This window comes from Nonlabens sp. MB-3u-79, assembly GCF_002831625.1.
Taxonomy (GTDB): domain Bacteria; phylum Bacteroidota; class Bacteroidia; order Flavobacteriales; family Flavobacteriaceae; genus Nonlabens.
This window is the reverse complement of sequence record NZ_CP025116.1, coordinates 123,891-144,549: the sequence shown is the minus strand read 5'-3', so window position 1 is coordinate 144,549 and position 20,659 is coordinate 123,891. Positions and strand designations below refer to the sequence as shown.

The following is a 20,659-nucleotide window of genomic DNA, read 5'->3' as shown; positions in this document are numbered from 1 at the left end:
GTTTGTTTAGTTATTTCGCTTTCGCGAAAGCGAGAACAAGATCAACCCATCCCGACCAAAAAACGATCAGAAGTTGGCAGGTGTCGGTTAAATCTTTGGTATTTTTACGTCCATAATATTTTTAACTATGGTTCATCAAGATCTATTGCATCACAGCATACAAGCAGCAATTACGGCTGGAGATGCTATTTTAGAAGTCTATCATCAGGAACATATAGAGACGATGGCAAAGGCCGATGAGTCCCCACTTACCCAAGCAGATCTCGCGGCTAACGCAATTTTAATGGAGCAGCTCGGGCTTACCGGAATACCCATCATCAGTGAGGAGATTAAAAATGTAGCCTATTCAGCCCGTAAAAACTGGGAAGAATGCTGGATCATTGACCCGCTGGACGGCACCAAAGAATTTATCAATAGAAATGGAGAGTTTACCGTAAATATCGCGCTACTGACTGATGCAAAGTTGCAATTGGGCATTATTTACGTGCCGGTTACTGGAGTGCTGTATTTTACCAATAGTACGATGACGGCAGCTTACAGATACGATTACAAAAATGAATTGCCTGAAATGGAAGTACTGCTTGAAAAATCAGAGCAGTTACTACCGCATAAAAGCGAAGAAGAGCTTAAGGTTGTGGGAAGTAAATCCCATATGAATGAGGCCACGCTTGGCTTTATTGAAAATCTTAAAAAAGAAACCGAACGGGAAGTGGTCATTGAAAGTGTAGGCAGCTCTTTAAAGTTTTGCCTGGTCGCTTCGGGAGTTTGTGAGGTCTACCCGCGTTTTGGTCCGACCATGGAGTGGGACACGGCCGCAGGGCAAGCCCTATGTGAAGCTGTAGGATTGCAGGTTTTAGATGCTAAGACCCAATTACCTTTGCAGTACAACAAAGAAGATTTGTACAACCCCTTTTTTATAGTCAACTAATATGGAAGTATCCAAAAAACGACATATTGCAAAAACCATTACCTGGCGTGTTATCGCTAGTGTGACCACTTTTATTTTGGCTTATGTATTCTTTAGGGAAGATCCTGAAGCTATTACGAAGGCCTCTGGAGTAGCTATTGCAGAGTCATTTATTAAAATGTTGCTATATTACTTCCACGAACGTTTTTGGTATAAGAGTGATTTTGGAATCAAAGATAGAAACCTAAAAGATGGAGAATAATATTTTTGCTTACGATTACGAAGAGCTTCAAAAGCAGCGCACCCGCTTAAAAGGTCATTTGCCTTTGGTGGTTTGGTTGACGGGGCTTTCTGGGTCTGGTAAATCTACCATTGCAAAAGCCTTGGAAATCCAACTCAATGCCGGTGGTTTTCATACCACAACCTTAGATGGGGACAACCTGCGAACTGGATTGAACAGCGGTTTGGGTTTTAGTACCGAAGACCGTCAAGAAAATTTAAGACGAGTGGCAGAAGTAGCTAAAATAATGATGGAGTCAGGACTGGTTGTTTTGGCCGCATTTGTATCTCCGTTGCAAGCTCAAAGAGAACAAGTAAAACAAATAGTAGGAGCAGATCATTTTGTTGAAATTTTTATAGACACCCCTTTATCCGTTTGTGAAGAGCGGGATGTAAAAGGTCTGTACCAAAAGGCAAGAGCGGGAATTATAAAAGACTTCACGGGAATCAACGCTCCTTATGAAGCACCAAAAAATCCCTTATTACACATCGCTACTTCTGAATTAAGTATAGATCAAGCAGTTGCGATGATCGAAAAAGAAGTGCGTTTAAAAATAAAAATATGAATAAGTTTTACTTAGATTATTTACAAGAATTAGAGTCAGAAGCTATTTATGTGATTCGAGAGGTCTGGGCACAATTTGAAAAACCAGTCATCCTATTCAGCGGTGGAAAGGACAGTATTGTGTTGACACATTTGGCACAAAAAGCTTTTTATCCAGCGCGGATTCCTTTTAAGTTGATGCATGTTGATACAGGTCATAATTTCCCTGAAACCATCGCTTTTAGAGATGCGGTTGCTAAAGAAAAGAATGTGGAGATGATCATAGCCAGCGTTCAAGAATCTATTGATGCAGGTCGCGTACAAGAAGAGAAAGGAAAAAATGCCACTAGAAACGCGTTGCAAACCACCACATTACTAGATGCTATAGAAGCTCATGGGGTGGATTGTGCTATAGGTGGTGCGAGAAGAGATGAAGAAAAGGCCAGAGCCAAAGAACGTTTCTTTTCCCATAGAGATGATTTCGGTCAGTGGGATCCTAAAAACCAACGACCAGAACTTTGGAACATCCTCAACGGAAATCATTACCAAGGAGAACATTTTAGAGCCTTCCCTATCAGTAACTGGACAGAAATGGATGTTTGGAATTACATTCAAAGAGAGCAGATTGCTATTCCTAGTTTGTATTTGGCCCATGAGCGAGAGGTGGTTTGGTTAAACGAAGCTTGGATCCCAAATTCTGAATATTTAACTGGGGTAAACTCTAGCGAAGTGGTGACTAAGAAAATAAGATTTAGAACCTTAGGGGATATCACGATTACCGGCGGTATGGAGTCTGATGCAGATACTATTGAAAAAATTATTCTAGAAGTATCTGCTTTAAAGCAAACCGAAAGAGGGAACCGCAGTGACGATAAAAGATCAGAGACCGCGATGGAAGACAGAAAGAAACAAGGTTATTTTTAAGAGCGCATACCATGAATATAGATAACAACCAATTATTAAGATTTACGACCGCAGGAAGTGTAGATGATGGAAAGAGCACCTTGATAGGTAGGCTGCTGTACGATTCCAAATCTATTTTTCAAGACCAGATCAACGCTGTAGAAAACAGCAGCAAGCAAAAAGGGCTGGAATCTATAGACCTCGCTATGTTTACTGATGGACTGAGAGACGAAAGAGAACAAGGCATTACTATAGATGTGGCCTACCGATACTTTACCACTCCTAAAAGAAAGTTTATCATAGCTGATACTCCTGGGCATATTCAGTACACCAGGAATATGGTGACTGGAGCTTCTACGGCAAATGTAGCCTTGATTCTTATAGATGCCCGACACGGAGTGATCGAGCAAACCAGAAGACATGCTTTTATCGCTAGTTTATTAAACATCCCTCATATTATTGTATGTGTGAATAAAATGGATTTGGTAGATTATGACGAGCAGGTGTACAACCAAATCATAAGAGATTTTGAAGAATTCGCTTCAAAAATGTTGACCAGAGATATTACGTTTATTCCTATGAGTGCGTTAGATGGGGATAATGTGGTCCACCGCTCTGAAAACATGAAATGGTTCCAAGGAGCACCCTTGTTGTACACGCTAGAAACTTTACATATTAGTAGTGATTTAAATAAATTGGATTTTCGCTTCCCAGTACAAACAGTGATCCGACCACAATTAAAAGGATTTGAAGATTACCGAGGTTATGCCGGCCGCTTGAGCAGTGGTGTGGTTAGAAAAGGGGACCAGATCACCGCACTCCCTTCTGGCTTTACTTCAAAAGTAGCCAGCATTCACTTGGGGGATCAAGAAGTAGAAGAAGCTTTTGCCCCTATGTCTGTGGCGATCACTTTGGCAGACGATATTGATGTAGCAAGAGGAGACATGCTGGTGCGTTCTAATAATGTGCCGGAGCTGTCACAAGAATTTGATATCATGATGTGCTGGTTAAATGATCAACCATCCATGCCACGTAAAAAGTATAAAATCATGCACTCCAACAACGAACAGGTTTGTATGATCAAGGAGAAGGTCTATAAAATTGATATTAAAAGCCTCAAACGTATGGATACCCCAGAGGAATTTCAAATGAATGAGATAGGACGGGTGACTCTTAAAACCAGTAAGGTGCTGATGATAGACCCGTATAGAGAAAATAGAATGACAGGAAGTGTGATTCTCGTCGATGAGCAAACCCATGAAACCGTAGCTGCGGGGATGATCGTTTAGGTAAGGCTTTTAGTTACTGAGTTTTTGAATCGTTGTGTTTTGAAGGATGTGATTTTTTGAATATAAAATTCGATTTTCTTGGAATTGGATTTCTAGTGTTGTCTTCTTTTAATTCTGCATTTCGATAGACTCAGTACAGGGAATCATAGCCCAGGTTGCCTCTTCATAAATTCCTCTCGTTTTGTTGGTCACTCTATGCCTATAAGAAGTGGAAAATGAAACCCTACTTCTTTGCTGATTAATTTTTTACTTTTCAATTCAAAGCATGCCTGTAATTTGCGGCAATAATTCTATATTGCAGCTTATTTTATTTTTAATACATGAGAAAGCTGTTAGGCCTGTTCGTAATTTTTTTATTGTTGCTTGCTAGTTCCTGTGTACCTACTCGTAAAATCACTTATTTACAGGAGTCCAAAACTACTTTAAATGATTCCTTAATCACCATCAGAAAGATGCAACCACCTTATCGATTGCAAATCAATGACGTGCTTTCTATTCAAATAAAAGCACCTTTAGATCCAGACTTGGTCCAGATGTTTAATATAGCAGGTGAAGGTGGTGGTGGACAAGCTGGAGGGCTCTACTTTACAGGATATTCCTTAGACCAACATGGAGACATACGCATACCTCAATTAGGCAAAATAAAAGCTTTAGGAATGACGGTAGAAGAACTGCGAGAATTGATAGAAAAAAGGCTGGTCAAGGAGTATTTTAAAGAAAATGCCAACCTATTTGTTACCGTAAAACTAGATGGACTGCGATATACCATGGTAGGAGAAGTAGGGGGTACCGGACAAAAAACTATTTATAGAGACCAAGTAAGCATTGTAGAGGCTATCGCAGACGGTGGCGGCGTGCCGATTACTGGGGATTTAACGGCTGTTAAAATAGTACGGCAGTACCCAGATGGTGTGCGTACCCATGAACTGGATTTGACCACTATAGACGTGGTTTACTCGCCTTATTATTACATACAACCCAATGACATGATCGTCGTAAGTCCATTGCCACAAAAAGCTTTGGGGACAGGGACCACCGGCTTGGCTTCCTTTACGACTGTCATATCGGTATTTACCACATTAGTCACCACATTATTATTCTTTACACGTTTATAAAATGGAAGAAGAAGAAAAAGAAGTCAATTCCTTAGCTGGAATATTTGATATCCGACAGTTTGTATTAAAACTGCTTAATTTTTGGTGGTTGTTCCTTTTATGTATTGGTATCGCCTTTGGCTACGCCTATTATAAGAATCAGTTCATACAAACGGTGTACAGCGCCAGTTCTTTAATCAGCATCAAGGACAATTCCAATCCCTTATTTACCAGCAATACCAGTCTGACTTTTAATTGGGGAGGAACTACCGATAAAGTCACCACGGCTATTGTACAATTCAAGTCCCGGACACATGCAGAGCAAGTAGTGGACGAGTTGCAGTATTATATCAATTATATTAAAGAAGGTGATTATTACAATACAGACGCCTATAAGCAAACCCCTTTTTTTGTATATGCAGACTCCAGTAAAGCCCAGCTTTACGGTAGGTACATGCGGATCAAAGTATTGGATCAAGAACGCTTTGAGCTTTCCACTGAGTTTCCGAGTCCTAAGGCTTCTGGCTATCATTATGGACAAAAAAGAAACCAAAGCCTAGCGGTGCCACAAGGCACTTGGAAACAGCAGTTTCAATTTGGAGATTCTATACAATTGCCCTTTTTAAATGCAGTGGTAGAAAAACGCGGGGCAACTATTGCTACCGGTGGAGAGTGGTTGTTTAATTTTGGAAATTATTGGGGTACCGTCAACCGCTATAAAAACATTGCGATCAGACCATCTCCAGAAGGCTCTTCTATTTTGCTTTTAAGTTTGACTGGTGGAAATAAACAACGATTGATCGATTACATCAATAGCAGCTCTATCATACTAGAGCGTGGGGAGTTGGAGCGTAAAAACAAGTTTGCCGTCAGTACGATCAGGTACATCGATAGCTCCTTGGTCTTACAGGAAAAAGCCTTAAAAAACTCAGAACAAAAGCTGGAAGATTTTAAAGACAAGTCCCAGTTGCTGGATGCTTTGACTCAAAATTCTGATTTCAACCAGCGCTTGACCGAATTTGAAATCCAAGAACGCGGCATTCAAAATAAAATAAATTACTACGATAATTTAAAGACCTATCTTAAAAATAAAACTGATTACACCGTCATTCAAGCCCCATCGGTAGTAGGAATAGATGAAGGGAGTATTTCGGGTGCAGTGGCGCGATTGATTGCTCTTTCTGAAGAACGTAAAAAAAGAGAGTTTGCCATGCGTGCAGACGCCCCTGTTTTTAGAGAAATTGATCGGGATATCAACGCGATCAAGGAGGTGATTTATGAAAATATCAAAAGCTCCAAAAGCCTGCTCAATAGAGAATTGAATTTATTGTATACTCAGATAAGCGAGGTGGAGGCCCAAATTAAAAAATTACCTAAAGAAGAGCAGGAGTTTTTAAGGATACAGCGGCAGTTTGACCTGGATAACAACGCCTATAATGTGTACATGTCCAAACGGGCAGAAGCAGAATTGGTAAAAGCAGCTAACGTGTCTGATGTTTATGTGATTGATGAAGCTAAAGATACTGGTGTTGGTGGTACCCGACGCGATTCCAATATCAATTACTTAATTGCTATGCTCGTAGCTTTGGCCATTCCTATCGCACTGGCATTTGTACTGACTATTCTGGATAATTTTATTCACTCTCCCAAGGATATAGAAAAATTATCTCCCATACCCACCATAGGGGTGGTGGGTCAAACGAACCATCCTACCAACCTTATTGTAAAAGACAAGCCCAAGTCCACTATTGCCGAATCCTTTAGAGGCATACGTTCCAGTTTGCATTTTATTTACAATCAAGAGTCGCTTGATGGATCGCGTACCATTATGGTGACCAGTAGTGTGAGTGGAGAGGGGAAAACCTTTACCAGCATCAACTTGGCTACGGTTTTTGCTTTAAGTGGGAAACGTACTTTGTTGATCGGACTGGATTTAAGAAAGCCCAAAATATTTGATGATTTTGAAGTGAAAAACGATCTGGGCGTCTCTAATTATTTAGTGAATGATTGCAGCCTTAAGGATATTGTACTTCCTACAAGTATGGAACATTTAGACATTGTGCTTTCGGGTCCGGTACCGCCCAATCCGAGCGAATTGATCATGTCGAGGCGGGCTGGAAAAATGATTGAACAGTTTAAAAAAGACTACGATTACATCATTCTAGACACTCCACCTTTGGGTCTGGTAGCAGATGCTTTGGAGATAGCTAAATACGCCGATGCGACTCTGTATTTGGTACGTCAAGGTTATACCAAAAGAGGAATGCTGGATGTGGTGAATGAAAAATACCAACGTGGAGAGATCAAAAACCTGAGTTTTGTGTTCAACTACTTTAAAGATCGGGGTAAATACGGTTACGGCTATGGTTACGGCTATGGCTACGGCGCCTATGGGAATGGCTATCATGAAGACGAGAAGCGAAAAGCCGGTATTTTAAAGAAAATTAAAAAATTAATCAAAAGAATAGGATCACTAAAATAAGGGCCCAAAGCGGTAAAGCCTTGCTCCTGATTTGACTTTTAAAGAAGGAAGCTGGACAGATTGTAATAGGCTTTTGCCTAAATGTAGAGCGTGGGCATATGCTCGAGTTACAAATAATGATGAGGTCAATACACAAGAATGGCTTTATAAGATCAAATTGTAAATTAATAGGACCTATTATATCCTATTGGAAAAGTTTTTAGAGATAAGTTCAATGGGTAAAAAAATACGTTTGTACTGGTGGAGCGAGATTTTTATTCAAAAAAAACCTCGAGAGAACTATGGCGATTTATTGGGTAAGTACCTGGTAGAACAGCTATCTGGTAAAAAAGCAGTATGGGTAAAAGCGCCTAAATTTAATGTCCTCAATTATTTCCAGCCGCTTTATGTGACCATAGGAAGTGTGCTCGCTCATATCAATACCTATTGCATCGTATGGGGCAGCGGCATCAATGATAAAAAGGAGCAGGTAGCTGCAGCCACCTTTCTAGCCGTAAGAGGGCCGCTTTCGCGAAAGCGGCTCTTAGAACTAGGTCATGAATGTCCAGAAGTTTATGGAGATCCAGCACTCTTATTGCCCCTGTACTACCATCCACAAATAGAGAAAAGCTATGCTTTAGGCATCATACCGCATATCAACGATTTAAAGCAAGTCAAAGAATGCTATCAAGGCCACTCCCATATAAAGATCATCGATTTCAATACCAATGATGTAGAAAAGACGACCAATGAGATCCTTTCTTGTGAATCTATTTTATCCTCGTCTTTACATGGGATCATTGTAGCGCATGCTTATGCTATTCCTGCTATACAGGTTCAATTTTCAGATCGTATATTTGGCGACGGAGTGAAATACCATGATTATTTTTTATCAGTAGGATTAGACACCTATTTACCAGAACCAATGCATAGCTCAGTTTCTTTAGAAGAAGGTGTTGCTATAGCTAAAAAACATACCAACTCATTGCCTCAAACGGCGCATATTGCCCAGCTGCAAAAAGACTTACTGGCGGTCTGTCCTTTTAAAACTATAGATTTATGATTATGTGTTTGAGCTTATTATCACCCTATTATTTAAATTTAGTCGCAGGAAGCTTTATACAAAGTTCCCCTAAAAAATGATGTATAAACACCAGTTCAATTCTGTTGCTTTTTTTATGTATGAAAGCAGCTATATAAAGATAAAATCACCAGTATTATGGCTTTAGAAACCAAGGTATACCAAAGAGGTAATTCCTTAAACCTCACCCAGATTCTTAAAGGTTCTTTAAAAGATATCTATACGTCTAGGTTTCTCGCAAAGCAGTTGGCTAGCAGAGACATTAAATCTCAATATAGAGAATCTCTTTTGGGCATTTTTTGGGCCTTTGTGACTCCTTTGAGTACCGCTTTAGTATGGATCTTTATCAATAATTCTGGAGCCGTTGCTTTGGATGATACAGGAGTGCCTTATGCCTTATTTGTGTTTTCGGGCACCTTGATGTGGTCGACGCTGACTGATGCGATTAATATGCCTATGATGATCACTAGAGGATCTATGGGTATTATGAGTAAGATCAATTTCCCTAAAGAAGCCCTTATTATTTCTGGTTTTTATAAGCTTTTGTACAACAGTTCTTTTAAAATTTTGTTACTCGTATTTTTCTTTATTTTTTTTAGTGTCTCTTTGAGTTGGAACATGCTGTTTTTTCCACTCACCTTTTTTATATTAATAATGGCTGGAATGACCCTAGGTTTATTAATCACTCCTTTGGGGATGTTGTTTAATGATGTTTCTAAATTTATTGCTTTGGCATTGCGTTTTGTGATGTATGTCACTCCAGTGGTATATACGATTCCTAAAGAGGGTATATTAAAAACCTTAATGGAATGGAACCCATTAACACCTCTTTTATTGATCAACCGCAATGTGCTGTTGGGGCTGGAACTATCTTTTTTAAATTATTTTATAGGTATTACACTGTTTATCATCCCTCTACTTTTATTGGCATTGTTGATATACAGAGTTTCTATTCCTGTGATTGTAGAACGTTTTAGCGCATAATATGGAAGAAAATCAAGAAGTACTCGTAAAGGTAGAAGGACTTTCTAAAAAGTTTTGTAAAAGCTTAAAGAAGAGCTTGAAATATGGGATGTATGACCTGGTCGCCAACTTACGTGGTAAGGATACCAGTGATGATCTAAGGTCTGATGAGTTTTGGGCCTTAAAAGACATCAATTTTGAGTTAAGAAGAGGGGAATGTCTGGGATTGATAGGGCACAATGGTGCTGGTAAATCTACTTTGCTTAAAATATTAAATGGACTCATCAATCCCGACCATGGTAAAGTCACCATGCGTGGTCGAGTAGGAGCGTTAATTGAGTTGGGTGCCGGTTTTAATGGAGTGATGACGGGTAGAGAAAATATTTATAACAATGGAGCCGTTCTAGGTTTTACACGAGAAGAGATTGATGCTAAAGTAGAAGAGATCATTGATTTTGCTGAGATCAGAGAATTTATAGACATGCCGGTTCGCAACTACAGCTCTGGTATGAAAGTACGCTTAGGATTTGCGGTGGCGGCTCAAATGGAGCCTGATATACTGATTATTGACGAGGTATTGGCTGTTGGGGATGCTGGTTTTAGAGCTAAATGCTTCAATGTATTGGAAAAATTAATTAATAAATGTGCGGTTATTATTGTTTCGCATTCGATGCCTCAAATTTCGAGAATTTGTACTGATCTAATTTTATTAAATGGCGGAAGCATCAGTGTTCATGAAAAAGATAATCTTGGTCCTGCAATAGAGGGATATTATAAAATTGTCGGGAAAACTGATAAAACTGAAATAGGAAGCGGTAAGGCAAAAATATTAAATTTTGACATTAATAATGATGGCAAAGAAGAAATTGATATTCATTTTAATGATCCAATATCTTTTAATATAGAACTTGATGTACAGCCAGTCATATCGAAAATTTCAGTTAGAATTACTTTTTTTGATGTTGAACAGAAGCCAGTAGCTCAAATAAGTTCGGCAAATGATAATGTATCAATTAATTGTTGCCTTAAAACAACTATAAAATTAAAAGTAGATAATTTGCATTTAAATAAAGGTGCTTATACCGTACATGTAGCTATACATGATTTAAATGCAAGAAATAAAGAGGGGGAAATTCTACATATAATAAGATCAGCAAAAGTTATTAATGTAGTTGGAAACCCATACTATTCGCATGCACCGTGCCTAATCCATGGAAAATGGGATATTTAATTAATTTAAAATAGAATAATCTTGAAAAAAATTAAATCAAAAATCAGTTCTGTTATAAGGGAAATAGTAAAAAGAGCTATAGTGGAAGTCTTGGAAGAAAGAAATTTCAATTTGAAAGAAGGTCTTCAACAACTAGCTAAAAGAGAAACTAGTTTATGGATTCAAGATAACGTAACTTTAAATTTGATGTTTGATGATAGGCTATCACTATTAACAGAATCAATTAGTAAAATAGAAATAAGTGATGGTTTAGTTTTGGAGTTTGGTGTGTATAAAGGACAGACTGTGAATCATATAGCTAAAAGTTTGAGTAATACACATAAGGTCTTTGGATTTGATTCTTTTGAAGGTTTAACTGAGCCATGGATTTTCAGGGACAAAGGTGGTTTTTCCGATGTAAACGAAAATGAGATAAAATTTGAAGATAATGTTGAATTGATAAAAGGCTATTTTGATGAAACTTTACCTCATTTTGTAGAGAAACATTCAAAACCAATAAGTTTGCTGCACATTGATTCAGATTTGTATTCTTCTGCAAAAGTAATATTTGACAACTTGGAAAAACAAATATTAAATGGTACGGTAATTGTTTTTGATGAATTTTTTAATTATCCCAATTGGAAAAATGGAGAGTTTAAAGCATGGAATGAGTTTGTAGAAAAACATTCGGTAAAATTCGAATATATTGGTTTTACTTTTCAAAGAACACACAATAAAAAATCAGGCAATCAATTGGCTGTTAAGATAATTAGTAAATAAACATTTAAATTTAATATTGTGGTAAAGGATTTTGCAAATACATTCTATAAAGGTATGCATAAAGAAAAGGTAACTTGTCCTTTATGTGATTCAAATAGGCTTAAAAAATTATACGATAATGATAGATATCAAATGGGTGTCCAAACTGTAATTTGTAAGAATTGTAGTTTGATACATATAAACCCTAGACCAACAGAACAAGAAATGGTTGGTTTTTATAAAAATCATTATAGAAATTTTTATGAGTCCATTGATGTACCTACAAGCCACTATATTGCTAACGGTCCGTTTATCCCTAGAGCTAATTTTGTATATAAAGTATTAAATGATTATTTAAACCATGCTAATAATATTTTAGATGTAGGTTGTGCGGAAGGAACATTATTAAAGTTGATAGAAGATAGTTATCCATCTATAAAAACTCAAGGAATAGAACCGAGTAATGGATTTGGTAATTATGCTAAGGGTCAACTGAGGGGAGAAGTTTTTTTAGGAGGATACCAAGAGTTCGTAAAACAAAGTCCAAATATTAAGTTTGACATTATTACGACTACTCATGTTTTAGAGCATATCTTAAGTCCAAAGGAATTTGTAGAAAGCTTAAAAAGCATGATGCATGAAAGCAGTGTTTTATACATTGAAGTACCTAATATTATGAGCGATAATTTAAAAGGTCTAGGAGCAATTCATTTAGGCCATGTTTTATCTTATGACTCTACTACTTTAAAATTGTTGTTAAATCTATGCGGACTTGAAGTTATTGATTTTTATACTGAAGGACTTCCAGCTTTGACCCCAGCAATGGGTGTGATTTGTAAAAAAGCCAATAAGTATAATAAAGTTACTTATTCAACTCCATCTATAGTTGATCAAAAGGCTAAGTTATTTATAGAAAGAATTCTTCCAGCAAAGGAGGAGAAACGCAATAGTGTAAAGAAGAAATTAAAAGTATTACTCAATAAACTCCTAGGATAGATGTTCTTTAACAACAAAAGTATTAAGAATAATCATTTTATTATTGCTGCGCCACGCTCCGGAACAACATGGTTAAATAAAATGCTCAACGTACATCAAGATGTCAATTGTATTGAGCGTAGATTATTTGGAGATTATGCAGATTTCATTTTAGATGAAGGGAACTCTAATCCTAGATTAAGAGTAACTCTGGATAAGTATGTAAATAGTATGCTCCTACATCACGGTCTTGATCAAAGTAGAAAACAAAGTTTGACAAAAAACTTAATAAATGGTTTGATTAAGGAGGAAAAAAAAAGCCGTAGTAAAAAAGTAACAATTGATAAAATAACCCCATATTTAAATACTTCAAATATTGTTTTAGATCAAATCAATAATTTTTTTCCTAAAGCAAAAATAATTTTTTTACTGAGAGATGGTCGCGATGTTATTACCAGCGGAGTATTTCATTGGTTTAATAAAATAAAAATTTCTGAAGATTTATCTGATTTTGAAAAACAAAGGCGAGATATATTTTTAAACAATAATACTAATGATTTGAGGCGTTTTTTCCAAGATAAAGAAATTGTCCAATGGGCGAATGAATGGAAACAAACATTAGAAATAATTGAAAAAGCAAAACTTCATCATAACATTAAAATAATAAGATATGAGAACATGTTGGAGAATCCTTCTTTGATCTTAAAAGAATGCTTCTCTTTTCTTAATGTTCGTTTTAATCAAAGTATAATTGACAATAGTGTAAGAGCAGGTAGTTTTAAAATAATGTCAAAAGGAAGAGAATTGGGTGAGCAAAAAGTAAACGCACATGTAAGAAAAGGTGTTACTGGTGATTGGAAGAACTATTTCACTAAAGACGATGCTATACTTTTTAATGAAATTGCAGGTAATGCATTGATAATGCATGGTTATGAAAAAAATCTAAATTGGTTGGATGAATTTAAATAAACATGCATATGATATTACATGTCATTGGCACAAAGCAATTAATTTTTGTCCAGTCTATAATGGTATCGATTATAGTCAAATTATTCGGTTTTATTTGTGGGATAAAATAGGTCGCTCATTAAGAATAAAATATAAAATTGACTATGGTGAAGAACTTGTTTATAAAGATGAGTTCAAAAGTTATCCAGTGTATTACGAGCCATTTATATCTCAAGGCAAATATTCGAAAAGCAGAATCTTTAAACAAAAAGTAATCTTCATTCCTTTTCCTGCTGCACACACTTTAGAATTAATCAAGGAATTAAGAAAAGAGAAAAAGGTAAGGGTAATTTCTAAGTATATTAACAACGACTTTAAAATAAAAGATGTGGTTAAAGGCTTTGATTATCATAATAATGAAGAGTGGTCTCAGACTTTACATGAATCGGTTTTAAAAGCATTAAAAGTTTTAGATGTCAATTTAATTGAAGAGGACATAGATTTGTTGAGATTACAGATTTTCGGTGCTATTGAAATCACTTCATTGGCTGAAAAAGAATTGTTGTACAGCAAACCCTCTGCTTTATATGTCCACTCAGATAATCATCCTCCGTTTATTAATTATGTTTTAGCTGCTAAAAAGCATGAAATTCCAACCTTCACTTATCAGCATGGTTTGGATTGTGAGCAATATTATCTAGACGATTGTTATGCTGATTATGTAGGAGTTTGGGGAAATAAAAGGAAGGAGCATTACGAAATATATTCTAATTTTTCACCTAAAAAAATAGAAGTTTTAGGCAATATATTTATAGATAATTCACTTATCAATAGAACCTCAGGAATTAAAAACACTATATTATTTTTGACTAGACCACACAGGCCTATAAAATGTTATTCACCAACAAGAAATCACATTGAAGGTATTTCCATATTAAATGTGATTTTAAACTTTATGGAAGTTAACCGTGAGCTAACTCTAACGATGAAATTACATCCAATGGATGATGTAAAGAGTTACGAGAAATTGGTTTTACCCTTTGAAGATCGTGTAAAATTTTCATCAGAATCTATTTATGAATTGTTTGCTAAAACTAACGTTTTGATAACAGAAGATAGTACAGCGGGAGCAGAAGCTTTATTTTTCGACTTACCATGTATTCATGCGCATTTTGCTAGTAGTAAGCCTGTTTTACCTTTTGTGGATTATGGTTGTGCTCTACCTGGTTTCAATTCAGAACAACTAGTGATTAGTTTAAATCAAGCGTTGAAAATGTCACATGAAGATATTTATGAATTACGTTCTAAAAAGACCGCATTTATACAAGACTTTTTACCAAAAGGTAATGTTCAAGATTTATATAGGTTTATAGTTTCAAATATTAAATAAATAAGATTTCGCTTTTTTTTTGACTTTAAAAGTTTGTCTTTCTATAGATTGATTTATGTAACAGTAAAAGTTAAATTAATAGATTTATTTATCAAATTGAATTTTATAAGTAGACTTGAAAGAATTAAAATGATATCTATTTTAAGTAAAATCGATCGCTTAAATTAAGTTGTATTAACATGAAATATTGCCAATTTAAATGTTTAATTTATAGTTATGGGAGAAAAAAAAAAACTAGTAGTAATTTCACTAATGGAAGGTTTACCATGGGGAGGGAGTGAGGAGTTATGGTTTAAAACTGCTGTGTATGCATTAAAAAGTGAAGTTAATGTTTACGTTTTTCTTAAAAAGTGGCCTGAAGATCATGAGAATGTTAATTATTTAAAGAAATTAGGGGCTCGTATTTTTTTTCTTCCTAATAGTAGCTTGCCAAAACTTAATTTTTTTCAAAAAATATTTCAAAAAAAATCATTTTCATTTGATCAAAAAATCAAAAATTTAAAGTTATCGTACTCTGACATGGTTTTGATCAATCAAGGAGATACCTTTTCAGCATTTAATTCTCCAATTTTCCGCCAAATAATGCATTTCAATAAATCAGTCTGTTTAATAAGTCAGCATTTATCGGACAATGAGACAATAAATGAAAACTTAAAAAATCAAGCTAATGAATATTTATGTAGGATTAATAAATTCTGTTTTGTTTCTAAACGTTCTTTAGAATTGACGAAAAAACTATTAAGTTCAAATGGCGCAAATTTTCACTTAGTTAATAATCCTGTTAAATTAAAGGAAAAAAAGGTTATCAAATATCCGGTCAGTGAAACCCCTAGTTTTGCGGTGGTCGCAAGATTAGATTGTAAATATAAAGGGCAAGATTTATTATTGCAGGTTTTAAGTCAAGATAAATGGAAGTTGAGAGACTGGGAATGCAAACTCTATGGAACTGGTAAGGATAGAAACTATTTGAATAACCTTATTATAAAATATGATTTAATAAAGAAAGTAAAACTAAAAGGTTACTGTGATTCAGTAGAAAAGATATGGAGTGAAAATCATATTATGATATCACCATCCATAAGTGAGGGAACACCGTTGTCATTAGTAGAAGCTCATCTTTGTGGTAGAGCGGCAATTGCCAATGACGTGGGAGGTATATCTGAAGTTTTAATTGATGGAGTTACTGGATGGTTGGCAGCTTCACCTTCAATAAAAAATATTGATATAGCAATGGAAAGAGCTTGGAAAAATAAAGATAATTGGAAGAAGGTAGGTGAAGAGGCTTTTGAATATACTTTAAAGCGATATAGTGTAGATGCTGGAGAGGAATTATATGACCTAATATTTAACGAATGATTAATATTTCAATAATAGTTTGCTGTTACAACAGCCAAAATGTGATAATTGAAACATTGAAGCATCTAGCAAACCAGAGGACAGATCATAGGTTTGAACACGAAATTGTTTTAGTAGATAATAATTGTTCTGATGAAACTGTAATAAGTGCTAGACAGTTTTGGGATCAATTAGAAATCACTACTAATTTAAATATAATATCAGAGCCAACGCCTGGTTTATCTCATGCAAGAAAAAAAGGTGTAAACAGAAGTAAAGGAGATCTAGTGGTTTTTTGTGATGATGATAATTGGTTGCAAGAAGATTACTTGTCAATAGCTTATGATTTTATGCAAGAGCATCCAGAGGTGGGTGGTTTAGGAGGGCAATCTATTGGTGTTTTAGAAAGTGCTGCGCCTGAGTGGTGGGACATGAAGAAAACTAGTTATGCAGTTGGGGAGCAAAGCATTCATAGCGGTGACGTTTCAACCAGAGGTTACCTATGGGGAGCAGGGTTGGTTATCAGAAAAGAGATTTTGTTAAACTTAGAAAAGGTAAAGTACAGATCATTACTTTCAGATAGAAAAGGTGAACAATTGAACTCTGGAGGAGATAGTGAAATGTGCAAATGGATTTTATTGATGAATTATAAATTATGGTATCTAAAGGAATTGAAATTCTATCATTTTATAACAGCTAATAGGCTTGAAGATACTTATTTGGAGAAATTATTTGAAGGACATTCAAAGGCGCAGCCTATTTTAAATTTATACGATCGCTTTATAGTTTATGTCAAAGGAAATGAGGGTATTCGTTCATCTATTTTGCAGGATTTTCAGATTTTTAAAAAAGGAGTGAAATATTTTTATGAAAAAGATACAAGGTGGAAAGAATATATACAGCTAGCTTTAGGTTCTAGATTTAAGTTCTATCCAGATTTGTTTATGATTATCAGGACTTATCAAAAAATTAAAAACTTTTCTTTAAAATAAAATCATATGATCAGTTTACTTAGAAAAGTTTTTATAAGACTTTAAACAAATTTAATAACCTTGTATGTTTAAATTATTAAAAAATAAAGTTAGGTTGTTCATATCTTAGAAGAGGTAAAATATTAGGACTTACGTTCTGAACTTGAAAGATGTTTCTTACTCAATTTATTTACAATCTGTTGCAAATAATAAATCGTAAATAAAATTAAACAAATAACTTATTGTTGCCTTAATGAATTGTATTTAATTAAAAATCGCCATGATCAAAATTATTTTAAAAAAAACCTTCAGTATTTTAGGTTATTCTTTGCACAAAAAAAAGCAACCAAAAAAAGAGCGACCATCTATGCCTATTGAGGTAAATAGGGCTTTTAATATGCAGGGTGCTTTAGAACGTTGTATGAAAAGAGGCGTGAAGGTTTCTACAGTAATTGATGTAGGTGCTTCTGATGGAAGATGGTCCAGAGCATGTATGAAATCATTACCTGATGCTAATTACTTTTTAGTTGAGGCGCAATCAATCCATAAAGATGGATTAGATCTCTTTAAACGAGAATTCACAAAAGGGGATTACGTACTTGCAGCGGCAGGAAAAAGAGATGGGAAGATCTTTTTTGATAATGAAAATCCATTTGGTGGATTAGCTTCAGAAACTAAGTTGGAGCAAAACTGTATCGAGGTGCCTGTTGTATCTATTGATAGCGAATTAGAAAGGCGTAACTTAAAAGGTCCTTATTTACTTAAATTAGATACTCATGGTTTTGAAGCACCAATATTAGAAGGTGCAAAAAACACTATAAAGGATGCTAGCTTAGTAATTATTGAAACCTATAATTATAAATTAACCCATGACAGTCTTCGTTTTTGGGATATGTGTTCTTATATGGAGAAACTAGGGTTTGCACCCATTGAAATGGTGGATTTGATGTTGAGAGAATATGATAATTCGTTTTGGCAAATGGACACGTTTTTCATACCTGTTGATAGTAAAGAGTTTTCATATAATAAGTATATATAAAAAGTGGTTGACGAGAAAGAATACCCTAAAATAACGGTAGTAACACCAAATTACAATCAAGGTGATTATATTGAACAGACTATCACGTCTGTATTAAATCAAAATTATCCAAATCTTGAGTATATCATCATGGATGGAGGTAGTACTGATAATTCGTTAGCCATTATAAAAAAACATGAAAAAGAACTTGCTTATTGGGTCAGTGAAAAGGATGCTGGTATGTACGATGCACTTAATAAAGGGTTTTCCAAATCTTCAGGAGATATAATGTGCTGGATCAATAGTGATGATGTTTTGTGGGAGGACTCTTTATTCTATGTAGCTAAAGCCTTTCAAAACAAAATCCAATGGCTTCAAGGTTATCCTTCGGTAATTAATGAGAATGGAGAGCTAATTTTTCAAAGAGCACCAGTGTATTCCAAGTATTATTTTTATTTATTTAGATACATTAAAAACTTCTCTTTTATTCAGCAAGAGTCCACATTTTGGTCAAGAAGCTTATGGGAAAAAGCAGGTAGTAAACTGGATTCAAGTTTTTCAGTAGCAGCTGATTTTGATCTATGGTTAAGGTTTTTTGAATTTGAAACGCTCTATTGTACCAAAAAACAATTAGCAGCTTTTAGAATTAGGCCAGGTCAAAAGTCTAGTGATAAGGAAAAGTATCTAAGGGAAGTAAAATTTTCGATAGATAAACATTTAAAAAATATGAAGTATTCCCAAAGAATATTTATTAAGGTTTTAAGAATCGTTAATATTGTGAAGTTTAATAAACCTAATTATTTGAAATAAGTAGCGTTCAATTAATAGAACTTCTTACTTATTGAGCAAAAAGATCAATTTTGACTTACCATGAAGCCATTTTTCACGATAATTATTCCTACTTACAATGCTGAAAAACTACTTTCTAAAGCACTGGATAGTGTTTTAGAACAAAGTTTTCATGATTATGAGGTGATAATTATGGATGGTCTTTCAAGTGATAATACTTTTGAATTAGCTCATACGTATGCTGAGGGCAATCCACAAATAAAAATTTTCAGAAAAAAGGATGCTGGAATCTATGACGCTATGAATAAAGCAGTTAAAATCTCCCAAGGAAAGTTCTTATTTTTTTTAGGTAGCGATGATGTTTTTTATGACGATAAAGTTTTAAAGAATGTAGCTGAAGCGATAAGTAAGCAAAAAACAGACGTTATTTACGGCAATGTTTTTAGTACTCGATTTAATGGTCTTTATGATGGAGAGTTTACGATTAAAAAGCTAATGTCAAAAAATATATGTCACCAGGCTATATTTCTACACAAAAGTGTTTTTGATAAAATCGGTAATTTTAATTTAAAATATAAAATTCATTCTGATTATGATCATAATATACGCTGGTTCTGCAAAAAGTCTATTACTAAACAATATACAGATTTGACAATTTCAAATTATGCTGATGGAGGATTTAGTAGCTTAAATAATGACTTGATTTTTCAACAGGAAAAAATTTCTGTTTTTAAAAGTAACTTTGAAACTATCGATTTAATAAAATACTATTATGGTAGATTTAAAATTAATATCAAAAAGGTTTCAATTTTTAAAAACAAATAAAGTACATTCATGAATCAACCACTAGTTTCCATATGCATACCTACCTATAATGGTGCCGCCTTTCTTCAAGAGGCATTAGATTCTGTCTTAACTCAAGACTACAATAACATAGAGGTCATCATTAGTGATGATAATTCACAGGACGATACTTTAATTATTCTTAAAGCATTTAAGAAGAGATGCCAGTCTCCTGTTACCATAATGAACCACAAACCTAGCGGTATAGGAGCAAATTGGAATAATTGTGTCGAAAATTCTCAAGGTACGTTTATTAAGTTTTTATTTCAAGATGATTTGTTACACCCTACTTGTGTTTCAAAAATGGTCGCCCTAGCAAATAAGGATAATGATATCGTTCTAGTTACCTCTGACAGGAATATAATTTACGACGATAACAAAGAATCTCATTTGCATTGGGTACAGTCATTTGGTAATTTAATTTCATATTGGTCTGTTGTAACCGTTAAAGATCAGTCTGTTGTAAAAGGGAAGATATTGTTAGGAGATGAAAATTTACTATCTGAACCTCATAATAAAATAGGAGAACCTCCGACAACTCTTATTAGAAAGTCGGTTTTCAAAAAAGTAGGATTGTTTGATCAAGAGCTTAAGCAAGCATTAGATATTGAATTTTGGTATAGAGCCATGAAAGCAGGAAAAGTTGGTTTTCTTACAGAAAAATTAATCTCCTTTCGATTACACGATAATCAAGCTACTATGGTTAATCAGAAAGCAGGAGTCAGTGAAGTGTATGAAATTATTAGAAAGATAGGTGGATCTTCTTTTTGGCATCTTCATTTTAAATTTAAAAAAGAATACCTTTATAGAAATACTATTTTAGGATTATATTATGCCAAAATCAAAAAGAAGATTATTGTATAATTTAATAAACTTAATTTCTATTATAAGCATATTTTG

20 protein-coding genes are annotated in these 20,659 nt (G+C 34.8%); all 20 read left to right on the top strand.

Features of this window, described 5'->3' with window-relative positions:
- Nucleotides 1–127 precede the first annotated feature (127 nt).
- The 20 genes from cysQ (at nucleotide 128) to CW736_RS00575 (ending at nucleotide 20,623) form a co-directional block, all read left to right on the top strand.
- Complete coding sequence (gene cysQ / locus CW736_RS00670) at nucleotides 128–928, top strand: 3'(2'),5'-bisphosphate nucleotidase CysQ (RefSeq protein ID WP_101012085.1); 801 nt, start codon at nucleotides 128–130, stop codon at nucleotides 926–928.
- 1 nt (nucleotide 929) lies between these two features.
- On the top strand, nucleotides 930–1,169 hold the full coding sequence (locus CW736_RS00665) for a DUF2061 domain-containing protein (RefSeq protein ID WP_101012084.1): 240 nt from the start codon (nucleotides 930–932) through the stop codon (nucleotides 1,167–1,169).
- Nucleotides 1,159–1,752, top strand: a complete 594-nt coding sequence (cysC, locus tag CW736_RS00660) for an adenylyl-sulfate kinase (protein WP_101012083.1) — start codon at nucleotides 1,159–1,161, stop codon at nucleotides 1,750–1,752. The genes CW736_RS00665 and cysC overlap by 11 nt, the downstream gene beginning before the upstream one ends.
- Nucleotides 1,749–2,654 (top strand): sulfate adenylyltransferase subunit CysD, encoded by a 906-nt coding sequence (gene cysD / locus CW736_RS00655; protein WP_101012082.1) that lies wholly within the window; start codon nucleotides 1,749–1,751, stop codon nucleotides 2,652–2,654. The genes cysC and cysD overlap by 4 nt, the downstream gene beginning before the upstream one ends.
- 11 nt (nucleotides 2,655–2,665) lie before the next feature.
- Complete coding sequence (locus CW736_RS00650; RefSeq protein WP_101012081.1) at nucleotides 2,666–3,922, top strand: sulfate adenylyltransferase subunit 1; 1,257 nt, start codon at nucleotides 2,666–2,668, stop codon at nucleotides 3,920–3,922.
- A gap of 320 nt (nucleotides 3,923–4,242) precedes the next feature.
- Nucleotides 4,243–5,037: a polysaccharide biosynthesis/export family protein gene (locus CW736_RS00645; RefSeq protein ID WP_101012080.1), complete on the top strand. Its 795-nt coding sequence runs from the start codon at nucleotides 4,243–4,245 to the stop codon at nucleotides 5,035–5,037.
- A 1-nt stretch (nucleotide 5,038) separates the two neighbouring features.
- Complete coding sequence (locus CW736_RS00640; protein ID WP_101012079.1) at nucleotides 5,039–7,498, top strand: exopolysaccharide transport family protein; 2,460 nt, start codon at nucleotides 5,039–5,041, stop codon at nucleotides 7,496–7,498.
- Between the two features lie 214 nt (nucleotides 7,499–7,712).
- Nucleotides 7,713–8,540, top strand: coding sequence for a polysaccharide pyruvyl transferase family protein (locus tag CW736_RS00635; RefSeq protein WP_101012078.1), 828 nt, complete (start codon nucleotides 7,713–7,715; stop codon nucleotides 8,538–8,540).
- Between the two features lie 156 nt (nucleotides 8,541–8,696).
- Nucleotides 8,697–9,542, top strand: a complete 846-nt coding sequence (locus CW736_RS00630) for an ABC transporter permease (RefSeq protein WP_101012077.1) — start codon at nucleotides 8,697–8,699, stop codon at nucleotides 9,540–9,542.
- A gap of 1 nt (nucleotide 9,543) precedes the next feature.
- A complete protein-coding gene (locus tag CW736_RS00625; RefSeq protein ID WP_101012076.1) occupies nucleotides 9,544–10,752 on the top strand; it encodes an ABC transporter ATP-binding protein in 1,209 nt (402 codons plus the stop codon).
- A gap of 21 nt (nucleotides 10,753–10,773) precedes the next feature.
- On the top strand, nucleotides 10,774–11,511 hold the full coding sequence (locus CW736_RS00620) for a class I SAM-dependent methyltransferase (RefSeq protein ID WP_101012075.1): 738 nt from the start codon (nucleotides 10,774–10,776) through the stop codon (nucleotides 11,509–11,511).
- Between the two features lie 18 nt (nucleotides 11,512–11,529).
- The gene (locus tag CW736_RS00615; protein WP_157810847.1) at nucleotides 11,530–12,486 is read left to right on the top strand and encodes a class I SAM-dependent methyltransferase; all 957 of its coding nucleotides are present in this window, start codon (nucleotides 11,530–11,532) and stop codon (nucleotides 12,484–12,486) included.
- Nucleotides 12,487–13,434: a sulfotransferase domain-containing protein gene (locus tag CW736_RS00610; protein WP_101012073.1), complete on the top strand. Its 948-nt coding sequence runs from the start codon at nucleotides 12,487–12,489 to the stop codon at nucleotides 13,432–13,434.
- Entirely contained in the window at nucleotides 13,421–14,803 is a 1,383-nt protein-coding gene (locus CW736_RS00605) for a hypothetical protein (RefSeq protein ID WP_101012072.1), read from the top strand. The genes CW736_RS00610 and CW736_RS00605 overlap by 14 nt, the downstream gene beginning before the upstream one ends.
- Before the next feature lie 216 nt (nucleotides 14,804–15,019).
- A complete protein-coding gene (locus CW736_RS00600) occupies nucleotides 15,020–16,159 on the top strand; it encodes a glycosyltransferase (protein ID WP_101012071.1) in 1,140 nt (379 codons plus the stop codon).
- Complete coding sequence (locus CW736_RS00595) at nucleotides 16,156–17,130, top strand: glycosyltransferase (RefSeq protein ID WP_101012070.1); 975 nt, start codon at nucleotides 16,156–16,158, stop codon at nucleotides 17,128–17,130. Before CW736_RS00600 ends, CW736_RS00595 begins: the two co-directional genes overlap by 4 nt.
- 259 nt (nucleotides 17,131–17,389) lie before the next feature.
- On the top strand, nucleotides 17,390–18,148 hold the full coding sequence (locus CW736_RS00590) for an FkbM family methyltransferase (RefSeq protein ID WP_101012069.1): 759 nt from the start codon (nucleotides 17,390–17,392) through the stop codon (nucleotides 18,146–18,148).
- Between the two features lie 3 nt (nucleotides 18,149–18,151).
- Entirely contained in the window at nucleotides 18,152–18,937 is a 786-nt protein-coding gene (locus CW736_RS00585) for a glycosyltransferase family 2 protein (protein ID WP_101012068.1), read from the top strand.
- 60 nt (nucleotides 18,938–18,997) lie between these two features.
- Nucleotides 18,998–19,741, top strand: a complete 744-nt coding sequence (locus CW736_RS00580) for a glycosyltransferase family 2 protein (protein WP_101012067.1) — start codon at nucleotides 18,998–19,000, stop codon at nucleotides 19,739–19,741.
- Nucleotides 19,742–19,750: 9 nt separating this feature from the next.
- A complete protein-coding gene (locus CW736_RS00575) occupies nucleotides 19,751–20,623 on the top strand; it encodes a glycosyltransferase (RefSeq protein ID WP_101012066.1) in 873 nt (290 codons plus the stop codon).
- The last annotated feature ends 36 nt before the right edge of the window (nucleotides 20,624–20,659 follow it).